Below are 25,816 nucleotides of genomic sequence, written 5' to 3'. Positions count from 1 at the left end.
ATGAAAAAAGATGTTTTTGCAGTAGAAATTATTCAAGATTCATTGCTAGCTATAGGCGATGAGATGTTTATAGCTCTAGCACGCTCTTCTATGAGTCCAGTAATCTATGAAGTATTAGACTATGCTTGTGGTTTAACAGATGCCAAGGGTAATTTAATTAGTCAAGGAAATGGTGTAACGAGCTTTATTGGGATGTTAAGTCCAATGGTACAGCGTGTAATAGAGAAGTTTGATAATGGGAAAAAACTACATGAAGGTGATGTCATTATTATCAATGACCCTTATGTTGGAGGTGGCTCGCATTTATCGGATGTGGGCTTAGTTCTCCCAATTTTCTACAACGGTGAAATTATTGCGTACTCTGCCAATAAAGCACACTGGACAGAGGTAGGTGGCATGGACCCTGGTTCGTTTACAAGTAATTCTAATGAAATCTATCAGGAAGGTTTACAGCTACCAGGTGTCAAACTTTATCATCAAGGTGAGTTGAACGATGCAGTCTATGAAATCATTTCTACGAATGTTCGTTTACCAGAGCTTTCAATCGGTGATATGTTTGCACAAGTAGCCGCCTTAAAAACAGGTGAAAAACGAATCGCAGAGCTTTGTCAGAAGTTTGGTGCGGAATCGGTGAAATTGTCCATTCAAAAATTATTGGACAAGGGTGAGAAAATTGTAGAGTATGAGCTTCAACACCTACCTAAAGGTGAATTTTATGCGGAGGACTTTATTGAAGGGGACCCATTAAAGGGTGGACCTTATCCAATAAAAGTGAAAGTCACAATTAGTGATGAGGCGTTTATTTGTGACTTCAGAGGCTCACATCCTGCAGTCAATGTGCCAATGAACTGTTCTCAGTTTGGTTTAATGGCAAGTGTGCGCGTTATGTTCCTAGCATTACTTGGCGATATTGACGTAATTAACGAAGGTGTCTTTAAACGCTTAACGATTATCACAGATGACAATTCGATTGTTTCAGCTAAACGCCCACATCCTGTGTCTATGAATTTTGAGGCACGTATTGGGGCAGCTGATCTAATTTGGAAAGCTCTTGCGCCGCATTTACCAGAACGCTTATCGGCAGGGCATTTACAATCTGTTTGTACGTTTATTCTCACTGGGAAAAATCCTGAAAATGATGAGTCATTCCTAATTGTTGAGCCATCTGTTGGTGGCTGGGGAGCGGCGAATGATGAGGATGGGCAAAACGGGCAATACTGTATGGGAGATGGTGAAACATATAATCTTCCAGTTGAAATTGCAGAAACAAAATACGGTATTCAAATTGATGAATATAGCTTAAATTGTGACGGTGCTGGTGCTGGTCAATTTAGAGGTGGCTTAGGTGTTCGTCGCGTTTATACAGTCAATCATGATGGTCAAAAGGTTTCTGTGAACTTAGGTAGACATCAATTCGCGCCATTCGGCTTAAATGGTGGTGGAGAAGGCTCTCACAACTATTTAGTCATTCATAAAAAGGATGGAACGAAAATTGGACCAGTGGGCGTACTTGCCAATTATGAATTGCAAAAAGGCGACCGTATTGAGCTTGTGACTGCTACTGGCGGTGGTTATGGTCCTCCACATGAACGAAGCTCAGAGGCCATTGAACGTGATCTATTAAATGAATATATTTCTGTAGATGTAGCGAAAGAGCGATACGGTTATCAAAACGCTTAAAGGGAGAAATAGATGACTGTCAAGACATTAAAAAACTCATTGGATATACTAGAATGCTTTGCAACGACAGAAAATGCATTAGGTGTTCGTGAAATTTCACGCATGATGAAACTGCCGACAAGTGTCGTGCAAAGAACCATTAATACATTTACAGAAGCGGGTTATTTAATACAGGATGAACACACGAAAAAATATAAATTAGGTTATAAAATGTACCTTTTTTATGATGTGTTATCGAATTCAAAAGACCCTCACTCGACCATTTATGAATTGATGCAAAATCTTGCCAGTGAAATCAATGAATCAGTATTTCTTACTTATATGGACAATGAATACGGTGTCACAACGAAAATAGCCGAAAGCAATAAAAATGTAAAGTATGCGGTGTCTTTAGGAACAAAGACACCCCTTTACATCGGTGCTTCCTGTAAGGTCATGTTTGCTTATTTAGACGAGGACAGGCAACTGGAATTAATGGCCTTCTTTCATGAGGAACAATCGAAGGAAGAGCAGGTTTCTTTCCTAGCGTCATTAAAGGAAGAGCTGCAACAAATTCGCCAAAACAACTGGTGTGTTACCATCGGGGAGTATAATGAACATGCATTTGGCATTAGTGTACCGTTATTTAACTATAAAAAGGAAATCACTGCATCTCTTACAATTTCTGGGTTAGTATATGATTTAGATGATCAAAGGGAGAAAAATATGCTTGAACAGTTAGTGAAAGTAGCTCAGCAAATACAATCACACATTTCAAAATTATAACAACAATAGGGGAGCTGACACTATGAATAATAAAGTATTACATCCAAGGGCTTTAGAGCCTGTAACTCTACTAATGATCGTCTTAACATCTGTTGTGGGGGCAATTATTGGGATACAGCTGATTACGACTTTAGGGATTTCTGCCAATACATCAATCGTTGGGGCAATATTTGCGATGATTCTTGGAAGAATACCGATTGGCAAGCTAATTGCCTTTAAATCTGTACACAGACAAAATATTATTCAAACAGCCATTTCGGCAGCAACGTTCAGTGCAGCAAGTAGTTTAATGTTGCCAATTGGTATTCCATATGTATTAGGCTATGAAAATTTAGTATTACCATTGTTTATCGGTGTTATTTTAGCGATGTTTGTTGATGCTTTATTATTATATAAATTTTTCGATACAAAGATTTTCCCAGCAGCAGGTACTTGGCCACCGGGAATTGCAACAGCTGAAGCCATTAAAGCGGGCGATAAAGGCGGTAAGAATGCAAAGGTATTAATTGGTGGCGTGTTAATTGGTATCGTGGGATCTGTTTTGAAAATTCCAATGTCAGCTTTTGGGGTAGCGTTCATCGGTAATATTTGGGCACTGACGATGTTTGGGATTGGGCTTTTATTAAGAGGCTATTCTGTTCAATTATTTAATGTTGACTTAAATGCTTACTATATTCCACATGGCGTTATGATTGGTGCTGGGATTGTAGCACTTTTCCAAGTAGCTTTTGCCTTATTGAATAAAAAGTCGGCTAAAAAGTCAGAAGAGTTAAGCTATTCAAAAGATGCAAAAGAAATTCGACAAGCATTTGGTGTTGGGTTTATAGCCTATTTAGCCATTGCTCTATTAATCGCTATTTTAGGCGGTATTATTTCACACATGTCTTTCGGTATGTTAATAGGATTCATCATCTTTGCAACGATTGCTGCATTTGTCCATGAACTAATTGTAGGTATCGCAGCGATGCATGCGGGTTGGTTCCCTGCATTTGCAGTGGCATTTATTACACTGATTGTTGGTATTTTAATTGGTTTCCCAGCTCCAGCACTTGCATTACTAGCAGGGTATAGTGCTGCTACAGGGGTAGCATTTGCGGATATGGGCTATGACTTAAAAACTGGTTTCATTTTACGTGGTAATGGTAGTGATGTTGCATTAGAAAAAGAAGGTCGCAAGCAACAATTGATTGCTGGTATGCTAGCTTTTGCAATTTCCGCAGTTGTAGTATTGCTATCCTATAAATCTTATTTTGCACAGGATTTAGTAGCACCTGTTAACCATGTGTATGCAGCAACAATTCAATCAGGCGTTACAGGCGATGTAGCGAAACAATTAATGATTTGGGCGATTCCAGGTGCATTAATTCAGCTAATTGGTGGTTCAAAACGTCAAATGGGTATCTTATTCGCAACAGGTTTATTACTTGTCAATCCAATTGCTGGCTGGGCTGTATTAGTTGGTATCATACTTCGTGTTATTTTCACATATGTGACGAAAGGTAAGAGAGAATCTGAAATGACGGTCTTTGCAGCAGGTGTCATCGCTGGAGATGCGCTATATAGCTTCTTCTCTTCCATTCTAAAAATAGGGAAATAGAAAGGAGTCATGCTGAATGGCGAAAGGATTATCGTATGAGGATGGGATTGCTGCCGTTTATGGAGGAGCAATCCTTGGCGGAGGCGGCGGTGGTCTCCTAGAGGAAGGACTCAAGCTAGTGGAGGAAATCTTTGCAGCAGGCGAACCTCAAATCGTGGATATTACCGAATTAGACCAAGAAGATTTAGTTGCCTGTGTGGCAATGGTAGGTGCGCCATCAGCGGCCGATCAATATATTTCAAATGAACAGCTTTGTTGGAGCTATCGTAGTATGAACAACTATATCAATCAACGTCTAAAGGGCATCATTACCAATGAAAATGGTGCCATCACGACGATCAATGGCTGGTTGCAGTCAGTATTATTACATGTACCTGTTGTGGATGCCCCCTGTAATGGACGAGCACATCCAACGGGAATCATGGGTTCTTTAAATCTCCATGAACAACAAGAATATCAATCCGTACAATTTTATGCAGGAGGAAAAGGTGACTTCGCCGTCCAAGGCTTTGTGGAAGGGAATTTACACAGCACCGCAAAGACAGCACGCCAAGCTTCTATTTTAGCAGGCGGGCTAGTCGGGGTCACTCGAAATCCTGTGACGATTGACTATTTACAAAAACATGGCGCACCAAATGCGATTACCATGGCCATAGAGCTTGGCTATTGCTTCTTAAATGGGCAAACCTTTGAAGAAAAGCTAGCCCATGTGTTGCAGTATTTGAATGGCGTGCACATCGTATCAGGCGCTGTCACAAATTATTCGTTAACAAAGGAAAATGGCTTCGATGTAGGGGAATTATCAGTGGGTGATTACCATCTGACGTTCTGGAATGAATATATGACATTATCGAAGGAAGGGCAGGTACAATCCAAATTCCCAGACCTCATCATGACGTTCGATACAGAGAAAATGATGCCAGTTCCAAGTGCAAGTATTAAAGAGGGAATGCATGTCGCAGTGATTCATGTAGACCAATCTAACTTAAAATTAAGTACAACCATGCAAAACGAAGCACTATTGCGGGAAATTGATGAAGTGATCAAAGGCGTTCTATAAAGTAAGAAAACAAAACAGTAAAAGCTGCCATCATCTACTTGAATGTAAGATGGGCAGCTTTTATTTGTCCTTCAGCGGGATGGTAATACATTTTATCACAATCGTTCCTACTTCCTTTTTCACTTCATACATTGATGGCTTAAATGAATTTTTTACTGATTTGCACAACTCATCGAACGTGGTATTCACAAGCTGTAAGCAATTATCGTGTACGATTTTCATTAAAGGGAGGAGCTACGTTCATACATAATCAAAGTATTGACTAGAAGAAGGTAACAACCAGTAATGAAAAAACAATGCACTTCTGCTACAACTGGCGAAATCCTTTTGGTCATGCAACAAACTAACTTGTTGTTCACATTTTCGGCATGTACATTTGGCTATGCGGGTTAAACAAAGAATTTCTAAGGGAAAGTGTTCACTTTTATTTGTTTAGATGATAGGTTTTCAATACGCACGTCATCTTTTAAACAGGTTATTCAATTGTAAGCCCGCTGAAGTTAATGTTAAATCTGTTAAACACACAGCTGTTGTACATTGCTGAAAAATATGAGGTACAGAACAAATAGCTGTTCTGTACGTTTATCATACAATATTCTGAAAAATTAGTCAATTGAAATGGATTTGATTTTTAATTTTTCTAGATTACCTCTTATGTAATAAAATACAGTATAATTTTGTAGGAAAGGAATGAGTAGACTATGAATCATTTAATGAATAAAGTACGTGAAATATATGAGCAATTTGATGCTAGTCATGATTTTCAACATATTGAACGTGTCTATCAAAATGCATTAGCTATCCTACATAGCGAGCCAACAGCAGATGAAGAAGTTGTGAAAATAGCGGTACTTTTACATGATGTCAGTGACAAAAAGTATACCGATAGCAAGGAAAAGGAAGAACAGCTTATTGCGGAATTACCTGTTAGTGAGGGTAAAAAGCAGCATATTCGAGATTGCATTGCTCAAGTGTCATTTAATGGTGGGAATGAGCTAGAAGCAACATCATTGGAAGCAAAAATCGTCCGAGATGCAGATCGTTTAGATGCGATTGGTGCTATTGGCATTGCCAGAACATTTGCTTATGGTGGCGCAAAAGGTCGCAAGCTTTATGATAAGGAAGAAGAAGCACGCACAAATATGTCAGAGTCAGAATATCGTCAAAACAATACTGCGTCTGTTACTCATTTTTATGAGAAATTATTACTGCTAAAAGATTTAATGGTGACGGAAAAGGGCAAGCAAATGGCACTTGAACGTCATCAATTTATGGAAAGTTTTTTAAAGCAACTCCAGCACGAAATCGGTCAATAGCACATAGCACAAAAACCACCTTTTCAATTTGAAGGGCGGTTTTTGTGCTTCATTCGGGTATGGTCTTCGTAGTACAAAAATAATGAAGCGTGCATTTCCTATGGCAAGTAGCATTTTAGTTTTGTAGTGAATTATTGGAGACGCACAAATGAGGAATCCTTCATCATGTGTTACTCCATTACCTTTTAATAGCTTAGATGGATTCATTAAAATAGGAGGATATCGCTGTTGTTAATGCTTCCCAAATGATTGCCAGGTCTGCTTGGGAAGTACGCCAATTACTGAAAGCCGCGCGAATAGCTGGCGTACCTTTGTAGACAGTTGGCGTCATGTATACTTGGCCTTGTTGATTTAAAGTTGTTAAAAATTGTTGGTTCATTTCAGCTGTCAGTGCCTCATGATTGACGGCGAAGCACACGATATTCAGTCGAACAGGTGCTAGCAATGTAAAGTAGGGACTGTCATCTATTTTTTGACCAAGCTGTTGTGCGAGTAATACATTTTCTTCTATTAATTGTTGGTAGCCCAATTTACCATAGGCATGTAAAGAAAACCAAGCAGGTAGCGCACGAAAACGACGTGAATTTTCTGGTGTAAGATCACAGAAATCTGGATTTTCAAGGGAACTACCAAGATAGGCAGCATTATTTTGAAAAACGGTTGCTTGCAACGATTGATGACGGGTAAATTGCATAGCGGCATCATAAGGGACGTTCAGCCATTTATGTGCGTCAATTGTAATAGAATCTGCATAATTCATGCCCTCAACAAAGTGACGATACTTTGGTGAACAGGCTGCAAAGCCACCAAAGGCCGCATCGATATGAAGCCAGAAAGGGTATCGCTTTTTTAGCTCGCCAATTGCTTGTAAATCATCAAAGTCAACCGTATTGACAGTTCCCGCATTTGCTACAACTATACAAGGTTCATGTAGGTTTTCTTCAAGAAACTGCTGTAATTTTGTGATGTCAATGGCTTCTCGCTGTTCTAGGCATAGCATAGTATGAATGGAATTTCTTCCCATGCCAAGCATAGAAGTTGCTTTGATTATACTTGAGTGGGGCGTTCCGCTAACAATCTTTATTGGAGGATACCATATAGACCATCCAGAGCAGTGTTTTTTCCATAGTATTGGGCAATCCATTCCCTTGCTTGAGCAAGTCCTACAAAATTAGCCATCGTAGCCCCACTGACAAATGTTCCTCGATAATCATCGCTTAATAGCAATAACTCCTTTAGCATGTCAATTGTCGCAAGCTCCATTGAACCTGCAATAGAGCCCTTAGAATGGGATAAATTTTGATCGTAAACACTTACTAACCAATCTCCGACAATCGAAGCAGGGGTAGATCCACCTGTGACAAAACCTAAGTACCTTGAGCCTACACTACTATTTAAGCCTTCAGCAAATTGCTTTGTAAAATATTGAAGTGTTGCCTGAGCACCCTCACCCACTTCTGGAAGTGTCGGAGTAGGAAGGCTAGAGGAATGGTTCGTTACAGCTCTATGCTCCAGATTAGAAAAAAAATTGGCTGCATGGTCAACTACATCCATTAAAAGCGTTTTTATTTTTTCCTGATCTTGCTTCATGTTCATCATGTATCATCATTTCCCTTCATTTTAACTTAGCTATTTCTGCCTCTACACTATATAGTGATATATATAACAGTCAAATGAAGACTATAACAGTTGGAGGTCCAATGGAAATAAAGCTGAATCGTCAATCCGATCAATCTTTAATTGATCAAATTTCAACTATCCTTGCAGAAAAAATAAGGTCAGAATTTTTACAGGAAGGGAGCCAATTACCTTCTATTCGGAGCTTTTCAAAAGAAAATCAAGTGAGCCCTGTCACGGTCAGTAAGGCATATGCCTTATTAGAAAGAAATGGTTATATTGAAGTGATACATGGCAAGGGGGCGTTTGTTCGAAACAAAGAACAAAGAAGCACAAATGAGAGCCGTAGTGATTATAATTGGCAACTAACCATTCCTGATTACATTCAACGTTCACAATCTATGTTAAATAAAAGAATGGAATATGCGATGAAATTCTCCAGTGCGACCATCCACCCTGGATTATTACCCTCTGTTTATTTGGTGAATGAAATTGTGGCGATATTACAGGCAGATCCTCAGATTGTGGCTCGTTATGGATCGGTACAGGGGGATGAAGATGCACGAAAGGCAATCCGAGACTATCTCAAAACATATAGTAATATTGCCACAACACCACAGGAAATTATTATGACAAACGGTGTACAACAAGGTATAGATATAGTGGCTAAAACATTTATTGGACCTGGAGATATTGTCATTACCGAAGCTCCTACATATACAGCAGCAATCGATGTCTTTAGAAATCGTGGGGCCCACATTATTCCCATACCAGTAGACGAGGAAGGAATGCAGACAGCTCTTCTAGCGACACTCTGCCTAAGCAAACAGCCAAAGCTTATTTATACAAATCCTACCTTCCATAATCCTACAGGCACAGTTTTAACTAAAGCAAGAAGGAGAGAATTACTGGATCTTGCCCAACAATATGGCTTTCTTATTGTAGAGGACGATTCATGGAATGAAATTTATTTTGACGATAACCCACCACCACCTCTGAAAGCTTTAGATACAAGTGGTCATGTTATTTATTTAAAAGGCTTTAGTAAGACGTTGGCCCCGAGCTGTAGAATCGGCGCTATCCTTTCAAAAGGTACCGTTCATCAACGACTTTTATCTGCCAAATCCAGTGCCGATTCGGGTAACCCCTTATTAACACAAAAGGCACTGATTCCATTTTTACGTTCAGACCGAATGCATGCCCATTTAGAAAAACTGCGCATTGCGCTTGAGATAAGAAGAGATCAAACGATTGCATTGTTGAATAAGCATGCACCAAAGGGCGTTACGTGGATCGAACCAAAAGGTGGACTTAATATTTGGGTGTCTTTACCTAGTAATGGCAATACGGATGAGCTGTTATGGAAGGCTCAACAAGACCAAATTACCTTTTTACCAAGCTCAGCTTGTTATCCAGGAGAGCCACAATATCACCATCTAAGAATTAGTTACTCTTATCCTGAACCCCACGACTTAACACAAGGAATCATCAAGCTTTGTCAGCTTATGGAATCCTATTTACAGGACATGCCACCAGTTCGTTGATAGTTTGTTGTTCTTTGTTTACCTGCGGTTTGGTGTTATGATGAATAGTGGATATCAATAATCGTCTACATAAAAATCGTGTGGGCATGAACAATACCTAACATGAAAGAGATGGAATAGTGGAATGAGTCATTTAATTGTACAAAATTTAACCAAAACAGTGGGCGATAAAACGCTTTTTCAAAATATTGAATTTACCATTTATGAGGGAGAGCGGGCAGGCTTAATCGGCATAAATGGAACGGGAAAATCAACCCTGTTATCCATTTTAGCTGGGGACATGGAAGCGGATTCGATGACAGTAGATCGTCCGAATAAATACCGTGTCGCTTATTTACCACAGGAGCCTACATTTCAGGCAGGTGAAACAGTTTTACAAGCTGTCTTTTCAGGCGATTCGCCCATTTTACAGCTGAATCGTCAATATGAGGAAACGGTTGCTGCACTAGCAAGTAACCCAACATCCGAAAGTTTACAAAAGACGTTATTTAGTCTGCAACAGCGCATGGATGAAGAGCAGGCATGGGATGTCAATGCCCTTGCAAAGACGGCCTTAACAAAGCTTGGGATTGAAACTTTTGAAAAAGAGGTACTAACGCTATCAGGCGGTCAGCAAAAACGTGTTGCATTAGCGAAGGTGTTAATTGAACCAGCGGATCTTTACTTATTGGATGAGCCCACCAACCATTTAGATGTACAGTCTACAGAATGGCTTCAAGAGATGGTCTTACGATTAAAGGGTGCAGTGATTTTCATCACCCACGATCGTTATTTCTTAGATGAATTATCAACACATATTTACGAGTTAGCAAATCAAACCTTGTATCGTCATACAGGGAATTACGGTGATTATTTAGAGGCTCGAGCTATTCGTGAGGAGATGCAAGCTGCTTCTGCACAGAAGGATCGCAATCGTTATCGTTCAGAATTAAAATGGATACGTCGTGGTGCGAAGGCGCGTTCAACTAAGCAAAAGGCTCGTATTCAACGCTTTGAAAAACTAGAAGAAAACCTAGAACGCAAAACAGAAGATGTTTCCTTGGATATGGGACTTGCGACAACACGTCTTGGACGTAAAGTGCTGGAGGCTGAGAAAATTTCGAAAGCCTTTGGCCAGCAAAAAATCCTTGAAAACTTCTCATTTCTACTACAGCAAGGTGATCGAATTGGCATTATCGGCGCGAACGGTGTAGGAAAATCAACTTTGTTGAACATGCTAGCAGGAGAGCTGACACCCGATCAAGGTGAAATTCTTGTTGGGTCAACGGTCAAGCTGGCACATTTCAAGCAAACATTGCCGAAAATGAATGAAAATGAGCGCATGATTGAATATATACGTGAGGCTTCAAATGATATTACCGATGCAGAGGGTGTCCGTTACTCAGCTGCTCAAATGCTGGAGCGCTTTTTATTCCCGTTGCATGCTCATGGTACTCCAATTGGAAAATTATCGGGCGGTGAGCGCAAGCGTCTTCATTTATTACGTTTATTGATGGAGCAACCAAACGTCTTATTATTGGACGAGCCAACCAATGATTTAGATATTGAAACATTAGGTGTGCTAGAGGATTTCATCGAGCATTTCCCAGGCGTGGTTATCACGATTTCCCATGATCGTTTCTTCCTCGACCGTATTGCGAAAAAGCTATGGATACTAGATGGTCAGGGACAAGTAGAGGAAACACTGGATCTATACAGTGAGTATCTGGAGAAACGTGAGCAGACAGCTACTGTCAAAGTAGAAACGCCAAAAGTAGAAAAGGCCAAATCAGAAAAGCCAAAATCAGAAAAGCCAAAATCAGACAAAAAAAAGCTATCGTTTAAAGAGCAAAAAGAATGGGAAACGATTGCAGACGAGATAGAGAAAACAGAAACTGCTATTATGGAGACCGAAGAAGGAATCGCCAATGCAGGCTCAGATTTTACCAAGCTACAGGAATTAACAGCTAAGTTGGATGAGCTAAATGCACAGTATGAGCATCTAATTGAAAGATGGTCGTATTTAGATGAAATAGTTAACGGATAAGGAGCGATAGACATGAAGATTATTACCATTGAACCGACGCCAAGTCCCAATTCTATGAAGATTGTTGTTGATACAGAGCTACCATTCGGGAAGAGCTATAATTTTACAAAGGATAATAAAGACGAAGCAACAGGCGAGGCGGCTGCTATTTTAGCGATTGAGGGAGTAAAGGGCGTTTACCATGTAGCCGATTTCTTTGCTGTTGAGCGTAATGCTAAATATGCATGGGAAGGCATTCTAGCAAGTATTCGTCAAGTGTTAGGGGAAGATGTCCAAACCCAAGAAGAAACGGTTGTGGCCAATGAATTTTATGGAGAGGTTTATGTCCATGTACAATTTTACAAGCAGGTGCCTTTACAAGTAAAAGTTTTTGATAACCAACGTGAATATCGTATTAGCTGCGGAGACCGTTTTGTCGATGCTTTTAATCAAATTATTGAGTCAGCAGTAGATGAAAACTATATTTTCCAACGTAAGTGGATTGATTATGGGGTTCGCTACGGTGAGCTTGAGGAAATTGCTGAAACAATCAAACAGGAGATTGATGTCACTTATTCTGCAGACCGTTTAGCAGAAATTGTCACAGCTATCAATAATGATGGTGAAAAAGCCGCTGTGAAAACGGACAAACTCAAAGTGACAGTAGAACAGTTCAAGCAACCTGAATGGGAGAAACGCTTCCAACTGCTTGATCAAATGGCTGATCCTGAGCTAGACGATCTACCGCTATTAGATTTAGCCTTACAGGATGAACAAATGTCTATCCGTCGACTAGCGACGGTGTACTTAGGCATGATTGAGGATGTGGCAGTTGTCCCTTATTTAGAAAGAGCCCTACAAGATAAAAGTGCAGCAGTACGTCGAACAGCAGGTGACTGCATGAGTGACCTTGGCTTTGTAGAATTTGAAGAAGCCATGCTGCAAGCCTTACAGGACAAAAACAAATTGGTTCGCTGGCGCGCAGCCATGTATTTATATGAGGTCGGCACAGAACAGTCCTTACCAGCATTGAAGGCTGCCGAAGATGACAAAGAATTCGAAGTGAAGCTACAAGTGAAAATGGCCATTGCCCGTATCGAACAAGGCGAGGAAGCAAAAGGCTCGGTTTGGAAGCAAATGACCGAATCCCGTCAACAATAATCAGGAAAAACCAGCAAATGCTGGTTTTTTCTATTTTGTAATGGTTGGCATTCGCCCTAATAAATGGGTAAGGTGCTTCTGAATGGCGATAGGTCCTCTCCAAGAGTGAGCGAACCACTCCAAAGAAGTGTGGACCCACTCTTAAAAAGGGTGAATCGTTTCAAAGAAGCGGATACCCGCTCTAAAAAGAGATGAAGGTCGCTCCACAGAACCAAAAACCCTTTCTCCAAATTAAAGAAATCCCGCTCAAAAAAGTGTTCCCTCTTCCAAACTATAATTATCTAACCATCTCAAAATCAAAAACAATACTCTCTTGCATTCGATGAATTGATCGAAAAACCGTGTAAAACAGAAAAAAATGTTGTTTTCTAGTGATTTATTGCTAAACAAAAAGTTAAAGGCATTCTTTGAATCATTAACATATTGTCTAGTTTCATAGAGAAAGGACAATGTTAAAATAACATAAATTCAGAATATTCTTTAAAAATAGGGGGTCCTTTGCATGACAGTAACTAGTTTAAAGACAACAAAATCGTATGTGCGAGATCGTGAGACGGTCATCGCCTTAACACAGAAGCTCGTGCGCATTGAAAGCGTTTACCGTGAGAACGATCCGAAGGGCAATGAGCAAGAGGTGGCAACTTTTGTAGCGGCATATTTACGAGATATTGGCATCGAGACGCATATCGAGGAGGTTGTGCCAGGGCGACCAAATGTCATTGGTATTATTGATTCGGGCAAGCCTGGGAAAACATTACTTTTCGAAGGACATACGGATGTGGTGACAGAGGGCAATCGAGAGGCTTGGGCCTATGATCCATTTGGAGCAGAAATTGTAGATGGGCGTATGTATGGCAGGGGAACGAATGATACAAAAGGGAATCTTGCTTGTATGATTACAGCTTGTCAGTCATTGCTACTAGATCAAGAGGCGTTTACGGGCAAAATTATTTTATGTATTCCATGTGATGAAGAAGGGCTTATGCTAGGCATTAAGCATTTTATTAAAAATGGCTGGGCCGATGGTGTGGATGGTGCGATTATCTGTGAGCCACAGGAAAATAATGTGTGTATTGCACAACGCGGGGCTATTCGTTTACAGGTAGATATTTTCGGTAAAATGGCGCATGGTGCGATTTCGTGGAGTGGCATTAATCCTAACTGGCGTATGGCACGTTTCATCGTAGAGCTTGAAAAATTGGAAAAAGAGGAGCAAGCACGATTAGGGCGTGATCCAATGCTGAATTGGCCATCTATTACACCAACGATTTTACGAGCGCCTGTAAAGGGAGATGCACAAATCAATGTCATTCCCGATCACTGTATGACAACACTCGATATTCGCACGGTGCCTGCGCAGGACCATGATGAACTACTGGGCAAGATTGAAGCGATTATTAAACGATTACAAGCAGATGATCCTGATTTCAAAGTAGAACTGACGGTTCTTGATAACCGACCTGCAACAGCAACAGCGAAGGAAGACCCTGTTGTACAGGCAATATATGAGGCTGTGGCAGAGGTAACAGAGAAGGAACCAAAATATAATGGTGTTCCAGGCGCGACAGATGGGACGTTTCTTCATGTGCATGGTATTCCCATTGTAACGGTTGGAGCAGGAGATCGAGAAATTCCCCATCAAATCAATGAGTATGTGGACATTGAAGAATTGGCAGAAACAACGGCCATTTACCGTTTAGCAGCATTAAAATTTTTGGCGGGTGATGCACAATGACAGCTATCAAAATAGCAGTAATACCAGGAGATGGCATAGGAAAAGAGGTTATGCAGGAAGCGTTAAAAGTTTTAAATTGTTTGCAAGAACAACATAGCTCCTTACAAATTGAAACAACCATCTTTCCTTGGAGCTCCGATTACTACGTACAGCATGGCTGTATGATGCCTAATGATGCACTGGCAACACTTCAAACATATGATGCGATTTTATTTGGGGCTATTGGCGATGCTCGTGTGCCTGATGATGTTACCGTTTGGGAATTAATTATGCCCATTCGAAAGCATTTCCAGCAATATGTGAATTTCCGTCCTATTAAATCACTACCTGGGATAGCGTCGCCCTTGGCTAACGGCAAAGAAATTGATTTTGTGATCTTCCGTGAAAATGCAGAGGGTGAATATTCGGACAGTGGTGGTCGACTGTACCAACAGCAGCCGCAGGAAATGACGATTCAAAATACAATCATGACGCGCATTGGGATTGAAAAGATTGTCCATGCTGCCTGTGAATATGCGAAGCAACACGGTAAAACCAAAATAACAAGTGCGACAAAATCGAATGCCATTATTCATTCGATGAAATTCTGGGACGAGCATACAAGCAAAGCGGTGAAGCAAAGTTCACCAGCACTACAGCTCGAATCCATTTATATCGATGCACTCGTCGCCTATTTCGTAGAACGACCACAGAATTTTGAAGTGGTAGTAGCGTCCAATTTGTTTGGCGATATTTTATCCGATTTAGGCTCTGCTATTGTCGGAGGACTTGGTCTATCACCATCAGCCAACCTGAACCCCGAAAAGGATTTTCCATCGATGTTTGAGCCTGTTCATGGCTCAGCACCAGATATTGCAGGCAAGGGCATTGCCAATCCAATCGCTCAAATTTGGTCGCTTGCCTTACTGCTTGGCCATCAAGGCAGACCAGATTTAGAACAGCTCATTGTTAAAGCCATTACAGCTGTGCTGCAAGAAGGCGTTGTGAAAACAGCAGATATTGGTGGACAAGCGACAACAGCACAAATGGGCGATGCGATTTGTCAGGAAATTATTAATAGAACTTTAACAGCAGGAGGTGTTTAGCATGGCAGTTGAGCAAAAGGTGATTGTGGTTACTGGTGCAGGAGGCGGTATGGGAAAGGCCATTATTCACGAGCAATTAAAGCTGGGCAATCGAGTTATTGGACTTGATCTATCCATAGATGCCTTATCAGATATTACACAGGATGCCCTTCAATGCTTTGAAGTCAATGTGTTACAGGAGGAACGTGTGCAAGACATCTGCCAGCAGGTTTTTGATAAGTATGGCAGAATAGATGGTCTTGTTAATGCACTGGGAATTGCCCAGTCAGCTACGCCGATTGAAGAGGTCACAATGGATGAATGGAATCGTTTAATGGATGTTAATGTGAAAAGTTTATTTATCACGACAAAGGCAGTTGTCCCTTTTATGAAAAAACAGCAAAGGGGTTCTATTATTACAATTGGCTCGATTTCAGCAGTGCGACCAAGGCCGGGCTTACAGGCTTATATTGCATCGAAGGGTGCAGCAGAGAGCTTTACGAGAGGACTAGCAATAGAACTAGCATCTAGTCAAATTCGGGTTAATACGATTCATCCAGGACCAGCAGACACACAAATGCTTGGTCAATTTGCCGCACAAGGTGCAGATGTAGAGCAGACGAAGCAAAGTGTCTTTGTGCAATCTGTGCCATTAGGACGATTAGTGAAGCCAGCAGATATAGCAGGAGCTGTTAGTTATTTACTCTCAGATGCAGCAAGTATGGTCACAGGAACGACATTACATGTAGATGGTGGCCGTGGATTATAGGAGGGGTACAATGAAAAAAATTCCTATGTTGATAGATGGTGAGTGGGTTCACGGTGATGCTCAGACATACCTCGATGTTAAGAATCCCTCAACGGGTGAAGTGATTGCACAAATTAGCAACGCGAGTAAAGAACATGTAGAAGAGGCAGTACGTGCAGCCCGTGTAGCCTTTGAACGTGAGGACTGGCGTCAATGGAAAGCCTATGAACGTGGGCAGTTATTGATCGAATTTGCACATTATATTCGTAAGCATGCAGAGGAATGGAGTTTGCTAGAATGTCGGGATGTAGGAAAGCCCTTATCACAGGCAAGAGCAGATATTGAAGCAGCGGCACGCTATTTTGAATTTTATGGTGGTGCAGCGGATAAGGTGATGGGAGATACAATTCCGATTGAGGATGGGCTTTTAAATGCAGTAGTGCTAGAGCCAGTGGGCATTACGGTACATATTGTGCCATGGAATTATCCGATTCAAATTACGGCAAGAAGTGTAGCAGCCGCTATAGCAACTGGTAATGCAGTCATTGTGAAAAGTGCGGAGGATACACCGCTAACAACACATGCCATTGCAGAATGGTTCGCCGATAAGTTGCCGAAAGGGATTTTCCAGCATATTACGGGCTTGGGACGAGAAGTTGGTCCTTATTTAACTTCACATCCCGATATTAATCATATTACGTTTACAGGTTCTGTTCCCACAGGAATTGCGGTGATGAAGGCGGCTGCTGAAAATGTTGTGCCTGTGACATTAGAGCTTGGTGGTAAATCTCCTAATATTGTTTTTGCGGATGCTAACATGGAGCAGGCATTAGAGGGAGTTGTACGTGCGATTATTCAAAATGCTGGTCAAACTTGTTCAGCAGGGGCACGTTTACTCATTGAGGAACGAATAAAAGAGTCCTTCATTTCCCGATTAGCCCAAAGGTTCCAAGTGATCCAAGTAGGACCAGGTGAAGCAGATATGGAGATGGGACCGTTACTGAATGAACAACAATATACAAAAATCACTGCATTATTACAGCAAGCAAAGGTAGATGGCTATGTTGTGACGGGTGGGGAACCATTGACATTGGCAGGCTATGAGAACGGCTTTTATGTTCAGCCAACTATACTTGATGGTGTTGATCCAAATGATCCATTAGCTCAGGAGGAAATTTTCGGTCCAGTGTTAACCGTCTTGACATTTTCGACTGTAGAGGAGGCCATCGCATTAGCCAATAGTACGGACTATGGCCTAGTGGCGGGCATTTGGTCACAAAATATCGATACGGCTCACTATGTGGCAAGTCGTGTGCAGGCGGGACAAGTATTTGTCAATAATTATGGGGCTGCTGGAGGCATTCAAATGCCATTTGGAGGCTATAAAAAAAGCGGAATTGGTCGAGAGAAGGGCTTTGTTGCACTGCGAAACTATACGCAAATGAAAAATATCGCTATACGCTATGCACCACCTAATCAACACTGAGATGGAGGGACGCATATGGAACAGCCAAAAGACAAAGATGTGCTTTTAGAGGTCAATCACTTATCAATTAAATTCCATTTAAAAAATGGCAAAGAGGCAAAAGTTGTGGAAGATGTGAATTTTACTATTCATAAAGGAGAAACCGTTGCACTGGTTGGTGAATCGGGAAGTGGCAAAAGTATTACATCCTTAGCCATTATGCGGTTGCTGCCTATACCTCCAGGAGAAATTACGTCAGGTTCTATCACTTTAAACGGTAAAAATCTACTTACCTATAAAAATAAAGAAATGAGCCGTATACGGGGCAATGAAATTAGTATGATTTTTCAAGAGCCCATGACCTCTTTAGATCCCGTTTTTACGATTGGCAATCAAATGATTGAAGGCATACGAAGACACCAAAAGGTATCGAAAAAAGAGGCATGGAATAAAGCGCTACAGCTTTTAAAAGAAGTCGGGATTGCGAATGCAGAAAAGGTCATCGCTGAATATCCTCACCAACTTTCAGGCGGGATGCGACAACGAGTTATGATTGCCATCGCAATGTCGAATAATCCGCAGCTATTGATTGCGGATGAGCCAACTACTGCACTTGATGTCACGGTTCAGGCACAGATTTTAAAGCTGATGCTAAAAATGAAGGAAGAGCATCGATCAGCCATTTTATTCATTACCCATGATATGAGCGTTGTTGCAGAGACAGCTGACCGCGTTATGGTGATGTATGCGGGACAGATTGTCGAGGAGGCCCCAGTAAGAGAGCTCTTTTTAAATCCACAGCATCCTTATACCACAGCGCTTTTAAAGACGATGCCAAGCCTTGAAACAGATGTCAAAAGGCTACCATCGATTCCTGGTACTGTGCCACCTGCGTATGCATTACCTGACGGCTGTCGCTTTGCGCCACGTTGTCCCCATGCGCTGGCACATTGTCATCAGGAGCAACCTGCTGTTCATCACATTCAGGAGGCACATAAGGTACGCTGTCATTTATTCACGGAGAAAGGAGAGCTGGCTCATGACAGAGAAAGAAGTTTTGCTGGAAATTAATCATTTAAAAGCCTACTTTCCTGTGAAGCGTAAATCGATGAAGGAAGAGAAAAAGGTCATAAAAGCGGTTGATGATATTTCGATTGAGATTTATAGAGGGGAAACACTTGGAATTGTTGGTGAATCAGGCTCAGGAAAATCCACCTTTGGGCGAACAATTTTAAAGCTCGTTGAACCAACAGCAGGCGAAGTGCTATATAAAGGACAACCCATCCAGCATTTAAAGGGGAATAAGCTACAAAGTTACCGAAATCAAATGCAAATGATTTTTCAAGATCCCTTTGCCTCTCTCAATCCTCGGATGCGAATCGGTTCTATAATCGAAGAGCCGATGAAGCTACAATTAACCTTGACGAAGGAGCAACGCAAAGAGCGTGTGAAGGAGCTATTACAAAAGGTAGGGCTACCTGAGGATGCCATGCATAAATTTCCACATGAATTTTCTGGTGGGCAGCGGCAGCGTATTGGGATTGCACGGGCATTAGCGATTCATCCAGAATTCATTATAGCCGATGAGCCCGTTTCAGCACTGGATGTGTCGGTGCAATCACAAGTGCTCAATCTCATGATGGATTTACAGGATGAATTTCAATTAACCTATTTATTTATTTCACATGATTTAAGTGTTGTGAAGCATATTAGTGACCGTGTGGCAGTGCTATATTTAGGTAGAGTAGTGGAGATTGGGACAAAGAAGGAGCTATATGCCAATCCGTTGCATCCCTATACACAAGCATTACTATCTGCAATACCAGTTGTTAATTTTGATGAGCCTAAGCAAGAAATACTTTTACAGGGCGAGTTACCAAGTCCGATGAATCCACCTGTTGGCTGTGTCTTTCATACACGTTGCCCGCATGTGATGGAAAGATGCCATCAGGAGAGACCGAAGCTTCACAATGAAAATGATCATCAACGAGTAGCCTGTTTTTTATATGATAAAAAATCAGAAAATTATAATTATTTAAAAAGTGAGGTGTGAAGAATGTTTGTCAATATAACGGATGTGCCAGGTGTTAAGGTAGGACATCGCGAGAACAAGGAGGGCATCACAGGCTGTACGGTGCTAGTAGTGGAAAACGGAGCAGTTTGTGGAGTGGATGTTCGAGGCTCTGCACCAGGTACTCGTGAAACAGATGCGTTAGATCCCATCAATGAAATTGACCGAGTTCATGCTATTTGTTTAGCTGGGGGTAGTGCGTTTGGGTTAGATGCTGCTACAGGCGTCATGCAATTTTTAGAGGAGCAAGGGATTGGGGTAGATGCAGGAGTAGCGAAAATACCGATTGTACCAAGTGCTGTACTCTTTGACTTGTTTATCGGTGATCCACATGCACGACCTACAGCACTAATGGGCTATGAAGCGGCACAAGCGGCACAAGTTGGCTCATTTCCAAATGGCAATGTAGGCGCAGGCTACGGAGCAACTGTAGGCAAATTAGCTGGTCCAGAATTTGCAATGAAGGGTGGGCTTGGTAGTGCTTCCTATGCGGGAAAAGATGGTCTTGTAGCAGGTGCTATCGTGGCTGTCAATGCAGTTGGAGATGTCAAGGACCCTACAACGAGGAAAATTTTAGCTGGAGCAAGAGATACGCATTCTGGTCAATGGGTGGATTGCTGTGCCTATTTAGAGCAACATGCACAATCAGAGGCTTTAGCGGGTACAAATACAACCATTGGTGTTGTGGCAATGAATGCCAAGCTAACGAAGGCTGAGGCTAAAAAGATTGCGCAGCTTACGCAAAATGCCTTAGCACGCACGATTTATCCTGTTCATACAATGCTGGATGGCGATACGATTTTTGTGCTTGGTACAGGGGATCAATCCTATGCACTTGATTATTTAGGCCAGCTAGCGACAAAGGTGATGGAGGAAGCAATTCTGGCTGGCATTAAAGCCGCTGAACGATTGGCGGATGTTGAGAGTTATACAAGCATTCAAAAGACAAGCACTTAGAAAAAGGGGGAACAGCCATGCAATGGAAAAAAAGCGGATTGATACTACTAACAGTGTTAATGGCAATCGTTATGGCAGCGTGTTCAAGTGATGGAGAGAAAACGACTACTTCAGGTACTACAGATGGTCAAGCGGCAACAGATGCTCCACAGGAAATTGTTGTACGTGTGAATGATGATCCAGATTTTTTAGATCCACATAAAGCGACAGCGTCCATTTCTTATCAAATGATTCTAAATATCTTTGAGGGGCTAATGGCTCCTGAAACGGATGGCTCCTTAAAGGAGGGACTTGCTGAAAGCTATGAAATTTCTGAGGACGGCTTAACCTATACGTTTAAAATTCGCCAAGGTGTGAAGTTTCATAATGGTGATGATTTAACGATGGAGGATATTCAATATTCCTTTGACCGTTTAATGGGGAAAAATGGTGGGGAAAAAATGTCCAATAGCTTTGATAATGTAGCATCTACAGAGGCGCCTGATGCAAGTACATTTGTGATTAAGCTAAAAGAGCCAAATTCAAATTTCTTGTATTCATTAACAGGCAGACAATCAGCTATTATTCCAAAGAGCAATGATGGGAAGCATAATGAAAATCCAATTGGTACAGGTCCATTTGCCTTTGTGAAATATGCACCAGGTACAAATTTAGAGCTTAAGAAAAATGAACAGTATTGGCAAGAAGGATTACCTTATTTGAATAAAGTAACCTTTGCCTTCCAATCAGATGATCAGGCAGCCATTATGAGCTTAATGGCAAACGAAGTTGATTTAACGAGTGTTCCTTGGCACCGTGTGAGCGAGGTAGAGGGAAGCTATAATTTATCACACCAAAATAATAACTCTTCTCTTATTGTTACATTTAACGAAACAAAGGCACCATTTGACAATGTGAAGGTTCGTCAAGCAATCAATTACGCAATTAGTAAAGCCGATATTATTGACTCTGTGTTTGCAGGCTATGCTGTGCCACTTGGCTCTAATATGAGTCCAGCGATGGGCGATTTCCAAAAGAAGGGCTTAGAAAGCATGTATGAGCGAGATGTGGAAAAAGCGAAGGCGTTATTAGCAGAAGCAGGATATCCGGATGGCTTTAAAACAAAAATTACAGTGTCTTCACACAATGATATTTACTCAAATATTGCACAAATTGTCGTAGCTAATCTACAAGAGATCGGAATTGATGTAGAAATTGAAGTAGTGGAATGGGGAATTTGGCTAGATCGCGTTTACTTTGGTCGTGACTATGCAATGACAACGATTGACTTAACAGGTCGTGCATCTGCTTTTGAAGTGTTGAATGATTACATTTCTACAAACGATAGTGAAAACTTCTTCTTATTTAAAAATGAAGAATACGACAAAATTATGGCTGATGTTTTAAAGGAAACCGACCAAGCCAAGCAAATAGAGTACTATCATCGTGCACAGGAAATATTAGCTGAGCAGGCAACAGCAGTGTATATTGCGGATTATCAAATCGTTTGGGGATCTGACAAACAGGTGACGGGGCTCAAGAGCTATCCATTCTGGTTCCACGATATGTCAGAGGTCAAGTTTTCAAACTAGAAAGGGATGAGTGCTTATGATGTATATCCTACGTCGAATCATCCTGTTAATAACAACCATCCTTCTAGTATCCATTATTACATTTGGTGTTTTTCAAATTTTACCTGGTGATCCAGTTCGCACAATGCTAGGAACAGAGGCGGATCCCACTCAAATTGAAAATTTACGATCTGAGCTTGGCTTGGATCGTCCTCTTTATGAACAATATGTGGATTGGATGAAGGGCTTATTGACAGGGCAATTAGGGAATTCCATTCGATTTTCCATGCCAGTAAAAGAATTACTATTTGATCGACTTCCTGTCACCATGTCATTAGCAGGGCTCACCCTTATCATTGTCTTAATCATCTCATTACCTTTAGGGATGTTTGCAGCAAGAAGACAAAATAAATTAAGTGATGTGTCATTATCGACTGTAACCCAGATCGGTATGGCAGTGCCTTCCTTTTGGCTAGGGATGATGCTTATTCTTTACATTGGCCTACAGTTCAGCTTCTTTAAAATAAGTGGCTATATACCTTGGACACAAAGTGTAGCAGGGGCGCTCAGTACCCTAATACTTCCAGCCTTAACGATTGCGATTCCACAAATTGCGGTGAATTTTCGTTATGTTCGTACAGCCATTTTGGAGCAGGTCCAGCTCGATTATGTCCGTACGATACGCAGTAAAGGGATGTCTGAACAAAATGTAATGTATAAGCATGTTTTGAAAAATTCCATGATTCCGATATTGACGGTTTTTGGGTTGATTATGGCGGAGGTTGTGGCAGGAACGATTATTGTGGAGCAGGTGTTTTCATTGCCAGGGATTGGTCAGTTATTGATTACGGCTATCAGTAATCGTGATTTTCCACTCGTACAAGGGATCGTTATGTATATTACAGTAGCTGTCGTCATGATTAATTTTATCGTCGATGTTTTATATTCTGTGTTGGATCCTAGAATTCGATTACGTTAAGAGGTGACTACCATGAAACAATTACAGCGCTATACTAAAAAAATCAATTTAGTCATTGGTCTCCTCGTCATTGTTGGCTTTCTGCTCGTCATGATTGTTAGCTTTTTTATACACCCCATGATGTCAACGCGATGAATATACCTGAAAAATTGCGTGGTCCAGGTGGTGCCTATATGTTTGGAACAGATGAATTTGGGCGAGATATTTTTAGTCGCATTATGAAGGGGACACAAACAGCCTTTGCCGTGGGTCTATTAACGGTTGCGATTGGAACGATATTTGGTATTCTCATAGGCGGAATTGCAGGCTATGTTGGTGGCTGGATCGATGAAATATTTATGCGTACGATGGACGCTTTAATGGCCTTTCCAGGAATCATCTTAGCATTAATGCTTGTAGCAGTATTCGGCCCAGGAATAACGAATACAGCGATAGCGCTGGGGATTATCGCGATACCTGCTATTGCGAGGATTGCCCGCAGTGGCTTTGTGCAACAACGTGACTCGGAATATGTGCTGGCAGCGAAATTAATTGGTGTTAAGCCTTATAGCATCATGTTTCGTCATATTTTGCCAAACATTTCGTCGCAAATTATTGTGGCAGCAACCGTGACTTTTGCGACAGCAATGTTAGCCGAGGCAGCACTGAGCTATTTAGGGCTTGGGGTACAGCCACCAAACCCTAGCTGGGGTAGAATGTTAAAAGATTCACAAGCCTATTTAATCGGTGCCCCTTGGTATACGTATGCCCCTGGAGGAGCCATTACGATTCTTGTTTTAGGCTTATACATGCTCAGTAATGCTTTACGAGATTTTATGGACCCGCGTTCAAAATCGTAATAGATCAGGTGCTGTCTTTTGCAACAGTTCATATGCCTTAACTGCCATCTCAATATTGAGGCGATGGGGAGCTTGTAAAAAATCAGCACCTAGTATACTTTCTAAGCGTTCTATTCGTTTGTAAAGTGTTTGACGGACAATAAACAGCTGTTCTGCTGTATCATTTTTAGCTCCATTACAGGACAGATAAACAGCTAATGTTTGAAATAAATCATGGCTACTTTTTTGATCTAATACTAAAATTTCCTGTAAATAATCTTTTACAAATTGTAGGAGAGCTGTTTGATCCTGCTGTAATAACAATCGATAAACACCTAAATCCTTATAATAGATGGAGCTCGTCAATTGATGATGCTGCATTTGGATGGCTGATTTGGCTTCCTTATAGCCCAGATGAACACTTTCGATCGTTTGATAGACATTGCTAATACCACAGCTAAGGGTAAGTTGCTCAAAAAATTGTGCTGCTTTTCTTGCAATGATTTGTGAAATTGCTTGATCAAAAGCGTCGCGATTGTCTTTCATATAATCTGCGGCAATGAAAAAGGCTAAAATAATTATCTCGTGCTGTCTTACTGAAACAGTAGGGAAAAATCCAAGCTTTTTCAGAATCGAACGAACATACATGGCATTTTGTAGCTGGATTTCCTGCCATTCTTCTTCAGGTACAGTATTGGCTTCATCATGTAGATTGAACACGACGACTCGGTAAAATAAATTACGACTTTCGATTGGTAAATAGCTTTGGTAGTATTGAATATCTACTGGCTGACCTTGAATTAAGGCTAGTATGAATTCATCTTCCCGGCTTTGCTGTCGCTCCTGAAGCATGCGGTTACGCATTAAAATATGGGCAATTGACATAGTTGCTCGTTCAAGATTTAACAAGGTGTAATCACTCTGCTTTGGCAGTTCAGAATGCATACATAAATAGCCCCACACTTGTCCAAGTCCATTAACAGGAATAATGACAAAATGGTCTTTACCCAAGGATAGAAGGTGCAAGGGCTCTTGTAGTTCTAACTGCTGACAATGCTCCTCCATGACACGTAAGTATTTTTTAGCCTCCATAGGATAATAAAAGCTTTTTGTATCTTCTGAAACAAATAGAAAGGGAGCATTTGTATCTTGATGGAGCACTTGTAATATTTTTAAAATACCATTTGGCATTAATGATAATTCCATAAAAGTTTTGGATAGTGTATCTAGCTGTGTAAGTGCCTGCTGGTGTTGATTAATTATGTACGTGTGCAAATCTTGCGTAATATCAATAAATCGTACAATTTCTTCAAAGATGATGATAGGGAAATGATGGGCATTTGCCATGGCAATCAATTCTACGGGAACATGGTCAAAATAGTCGCCAATTTCTATACAAAGACCAGCTGCCTCATTACGAATAAGGTTTTGTAAGTAGGCTATTTGTGTTTCTCGTTCTAGCTGTAAACCGACACCCGTGGTTAAAATTAATTCACCACCATTGATTAAGGTTTCAAAATCTTTAATTTCTAATATATGTGTCCACAATACTTGGCGATCTAGGCCGTGCTGCCCTGCAATAAGTTTCGCCGATTCAAAATGCTTGCGCTTGAGGACATCACGTACGAGTAGAGGATGTTTCGACATCAATTAGCACCTGCCCTTCGAATGTACAATGTCTATT

General features: G+C 41.1%; 20 protein-coding genes and 1 pseudogene. 18 read left to right on the top strand and 3 right to left on the bottom strand.

What is annotated here, in order from left to right; translation table 11 throughout:
- The 5 genes from HXV90_RS07575 to HXV90_RS07555 all read left to right on the top strand — a co-directional run bounded on the left by HXV90_RS07575 (window position 1) and on the right by HXV90_RS07555 (window position 6,418).
- Window positions 1-1,680, top strand: a complete 1,680-nt coding sequence (locus HXV90_RS07575; RefSeq protein WP_269898743.1) for a hydantoinase B/oxoprolinase family protein — start codon at window positions 1-3, stop codon at window positions 1,678-1,680.
- A 12-nt stretch (window positions 1,681-1,692) separates the two neighbouring features.
- A complete protein-coding gene (locus HXV90_RS07570) occupies window positions 1,693-2,445 on the top strand; it encodes an IclR family transcriptional regulator (RefSeq protein WP_054550817.1) in 753 nt (250 codons plus the stop codon).
- A 22-nt stretch (window positions 2,446-2,467) separates the two neighbouring features.
- A complete protein-coding gene (locus tag HXV90_RS07565; RefSeq protein WP_048390111.1) occupies window positions 2,468-4,042 on the top strand; it encodes an OPT/YSL family transporter in 1,575 nt (524 codons plus the stop codon).
- Between the two features lie 16 nt (window positions 4,043-4,058).
- Window positions 4,059-5,102, top strand: coding sequence for an S-methyl thiohydantoin desulfurase domain-containing protein (locus tag HXV90_RS07560; RefSeq protein WP_269898742.1), 1,044 nt, complete (start codon window positions 4,059-4,061; stop codon window positions 5,100-5,102).
- Between the two features lie 701 nt (window positions 5,103-5,803).
- The gene (locus HXV90_RS07555; protein WP_112117768.1) at window positions 5,804-6,418 is read left to right on the top strand and encodes an HD domain-containing protein; all 615 of its coding nucleotides are present in this window, start codon (window positions 5,804-5,806) and stop codon (window positions 6,416-6,418) included.
- Between the two features lie 193 nt (window positions 6,419-6,611).
- On the opposite strand, the gene HXV90_RS07550 is transcribed toward HXV90_RS07555, so the two are convergent.
- Entirely contained in the window at window positions 6,612-7,451 is an 840-nt protein-coding gene (locus tag HXV90_RS07550) for a pyridoxal phosphate-dependent decarboxylase family protein (RefSeq protein ID WP_269898741.1), read from the bottom strand.
- 47 nt (window positions 7,452-7,498) lie between these two features.
- A complete protein-coding gene (locus tag HXV90_RS07545; RefSeq protein ID WP_269898740.1) occupies window positions 7,499-8,017 on the bottom strand; it encodes a hypothetical protein in 519 nt (172 codons plus the stop codon).
- A 101-nt stretch (window positions 8,018-8,118) separates the two neighbouring features.
- Here HXV90_RS07545 and pdxR point away from each other — a divergent pair, with 101 nt between their 5' ends.
- The 13 genes and pseudogenes from pdxR to HXV90_RS07480 all read left to right on the top strand — a co-directional run bounded on the left by pdxR (window position 8,119) and on the right by HXV90_RS07480 (window position 24,153).
- Entirely contained in the window at window positions 8,119-9,579 is a 1,461-nt protein-coding gene (pdxR, locus tag HXV90_RS07540; protein ID WP_269898739.1) for a MocR-like pyridoxine biosynthesis transcription factor PdxR, read from the top strand.
- A gap of 124 nt (window positions 9,580-9,703) precedes the next feature.
- Window positions 9,704-11,605: an ABC-F family ATP-binding cassette domain-containing protein gene (locus HXV90_RS07535; RefSeq protein WP_269898738.1), complete on the top strand. Its 1,902-nt coding sequence runs from the start codon at window positions 9,704-9,706 to the stop codon at window positions 11,603-11,605.
- A 12-nt stretch (window positions 11,606-11,617) separates the two neighbouring features.
- The gene (locus tag HXV90_RS07530) at window positions 11,618-12,745 is read left to right on the top strand and encodes a conserved virulence factor C family protein (protein ID WP_048390119.1); all 1,128 of its coding nucleotides are present in this window, start codon (window positions 11,618-11,620) and stop codon (window positions 12,743-12,745) included.
- Between the two features lie 502 nt (window positions 12,746-13,247).
- Entirely contained in the window at window positions 13,248-14,480 is a 1,233-nt protein-coding gene (locus tag HXV90_RS07525) for a M20 family metallopeptidase (RefSeq protein WP_009374236.1), read from the top strand.
- Window positions 14,477-15,565, top strand: a complete 1,089-nt coding sequence (locus tag HXV90_RS07520; RefSeq protein WP_004229600.1) for a tartrate dehydrogenase — start codon at window positions 14,477-14,479, stop codon at window positions 15,563-15,565. The genes HXV90_RS07525 and HXV90_RS07520 overlap by 4 nt, the downstream gene beginning before the upstream one ends.
- A gap of 1 nt (window position 15,566) precedes the next feature.
- Entirely contained in the window at window positions 15,567-16,313 is a 747-nt protein-coding gene (locus HXV90_RS07515; protein WP_269898737.1) for an SDR family NAD(P)-dependent oxidoreductase, read from the top strand.
- A 10-nt stretch (window positions 16,314-16,323) separates the two neighbouring features.
- Complete coding sequence (locus HXV90_RS07510; protein WP_048390125.1) at window positions 16,324-17,778, top strand: aldehyde dehydrogenase family protein; 1,455 nt, start codon at window positions 16,324-16,326, stop codon at window positions 17,776-17,778.
- A 15-nt stretch (window positions 17,779-17,793) separates the two neighbouring features.
- Window positions 17,794-18,828: an ABC transporter ATP-binding protein gene (locus HXV90_RS07505; RefSeq protein WP_048390127.1), complete on the top strand. Its 1,035-nt coding sequence runs from the start codon at window positions 17,794-17,796 to the stop codon at window positions 18,826-18,828.
- Window positions 18,797-19,810, top strand: a complete 1,014-nt coding sequence (locus tag HXV90_RS07500; protein ID WP_066037719.1) for an ABC transporter ATP-binding protein — start codon at window positions 18,797-18,799, stop codon at window positions 19,808-19,810. The genes HXV90_RS07505 and HXV90_RS07500 overlap by 32 nt, the downstream gene beginning before the upstream one ends.
- Window positions 19,811-19,813: 3 nt before the next feature.
- Window positions 19,814-20,785, top strand: a complete 972-nt coding sequence (locus HXV90_RS07495; protein ID WP_259948686.1) for a P1 family peptidase — start codon at window positions 19,814-19,816, stop codon at window positions 20,783-20,785.
- A 17-nt stretch (window positions 20,786-20,802) separates the two neighbouring features.
- A complete protein-coding gene (locus tag HXV90_RS07490) occupies window positions 20,803-22,356 on the top strand; it encodes an ABC transporter substrate-binding protein (RefSeq protein ID WP_259948687.1) in 1,554 nt (517 codons plus the stop codon).
- A gap of 16 nt (window positions 22,357-22,372) precedes the next feature.
- On the top strand, window positions 22,373-23,314 hold the full coding sequence (locus tag HXV90_RS07485; RefSeq protein ID WP_009374228.1) for an ABC transporter permease: 942 nt from the start codon (window positions 22,373-22,375) through the stop codon (window positions 23,312-23,314).
- 12 nt (window positions 23,315-23,326) lie between these two features.
- Window positions 23,327-24,153, top strand: a pseudogene (locus tag HXV90_RS07480) (ABC transporter permease).
- On the opposite strand, the gene HXV90_RS07475 reads toward HXV90_RS07480, so the two are convergent.
- The gene (locus HXV90_RS07475) at window positions 24,142-25,779 is read right to left on the bottom strand and encodes a PucR family transcriptional regulator (RefSeq protein WP_004229580.1); all 1,638 of its coding nucleotides are present in this window, start codon (window positions 25,777-25,779) and stop codon (window positions 24,142-24,144) included. The pseudogene HXV90_RS07480 and the gene HXV90_RS07475 overlap by 12 nt on opposite strands.
- Window positions 25,780-25,816 lie beyond the last annotated feature (37 nt).

This window comes from Lysinibacillus sp. JK80 (assembly GCF_027557635.1).
GTDB classification, from domain to species: domain Bacteria; phylum Bacillota; class Bacilli; order Bacillales_A; family Planococcaceae; genus Lysinibacillus; species Lysinibacillus capsici.
This window is presented reverse-complemented; position numbering and strand designations above follow the sequence as displayed.

Bases quoted from the DNA above. Each gene is read 5' to 3' on its own strand.
- HXV90_RS07515 (WP_269898737.1), top strand. From the start codon at position 15,567: ATGGCAGTTGAGCAAAAGGTGATTGTGGTTACTGGTGCAGGAGGCGGT.
- HXV90_RS07550 (WP_269898741.1), bottom strand. From the start codon at position 7,451: ATGCTTGGCATGGGAAGAAATTCCATTCATACTATGCTATGCCTAGAA.
- HXV90_RS07500 (WP_066037719.1), top strand. From the start codon at position 18,797: ATGACAGAGAAAGAAGTTTTGCTGGAAATTAATCATTTAAAAGCCTAC.
- HXV90_RS07485 (WP_009374228.1), top strand. From the start codon at position 22,373: ATGATGTATATCCTACGTCGAATCATCCTGTTAATAACAACCATCCTT.
- HXV90_RS07565 (WP_048390111.1), top strand. From the start codon at position 2,468: ATGAATAATAAAGTATTACATCCAAGGGCTTTAGAGCCTGTAACTCTA.
- HXV90_RS07525 (WP_009374236.1), top strand. From the start codon at position 13,248: ATGACAGTAACTAGTTTAAAGACAACAAAATCGTATGTGCGAGATCGT.
- HXV90_RS07575 (WP_269898743.1), top strand. From the start codon at position 1: ATGAAAAAAGATGTTTTTGCAGTAGAAATTATTCAAGATTCATTGCTA.
- HXV90_RS07475 (WP_004229580.1), bottom strand. From the start codon at position 25,779: ATGTCGAAACATCCTCTACTCGTACGTGATGTCCTCAAGCGCAAGCAT.
- HXV90_RS07520 (WP_004229600.1), top strand. From the start codon at position 14,477: ATGACAGCTATCAAAATAGCAGTAATACCAGGAGATGGCATAGGAAAA.
- HXV90_RS07570 (WP_054550817.1), top strand. From the start codon at position 1,693: ATGACTGTCAAGACATTAAAAAACTCATTGGATATACTAGAATGCTTT.
- HXV90_RS07535 (WP_269898738.1), top strand. From the start codon at position 9,704: ATGAGTCATTTAATTGTACAAAATTTAACCAAAACAGTGGGCGATAAA.
- HXV90_RS07555 (WP_112117768.1), top strand. From the start codon at position 5,804: ATGAATCATTTAATGAATAAAGTACGTGAAATATATGAGCAATTTGAT.
- HXV90_RS07505 (WP_048390127.1), top strand. From the start codon at position 17,794: ATGGAACAGCCAAAAGACAAAGATGTGCTTTTAGAGGTCAATCACTTA.
- pdxR (WP_269898739.1), top strand. From the start codon at position 8,119: ATGGAAATAAAGCTGAATCGTCAATCCGATCAATCTTTAATTGATCAA.
- HXV90_RS07510 (WP_048390125.1), top strand. From the start codon at position 16,324: ATGAAAAAAATTCCTATGTTGATAGATGGTGAGTGGGTTCACGGTGAT.
- HXV90_RS07560 (WP_269898742.1), top strand. From the start codon at position 4,059: ATGGCGAAAGGATTATCGTATGAGGATGGGATTGCTGCCGTTTATGGA.
- HXV90_RS07545 (WP_269898740.1), bottom strand. From the start codon at position 8,017: ATGATGAACATGAAGCAAGATCAGGAAAAAATAAAAACGCTTTTAATG.
- HXV90_RS07530 (WP_048390119.1), top strand. From the start codon at position 11,618: ATGAAGATTATTACCATTGAACCGACGCCAAGTCCCAATTCTATGAAG.
- HXV90_RS07495 (WP_259948686.1), top strand. From the start codon at position 19,814: ATGTTTGTCAATATAACGGATGTGCCAGGTGTTAAGGTAGGACATCGC.
- HXV90_RS07490 (WP_259948687.1), top strand. From the start codon at position 20,803: ATGCAATGGAAAAAAAGCGGATTGATACTACTAACAGTGTTAATGGCA.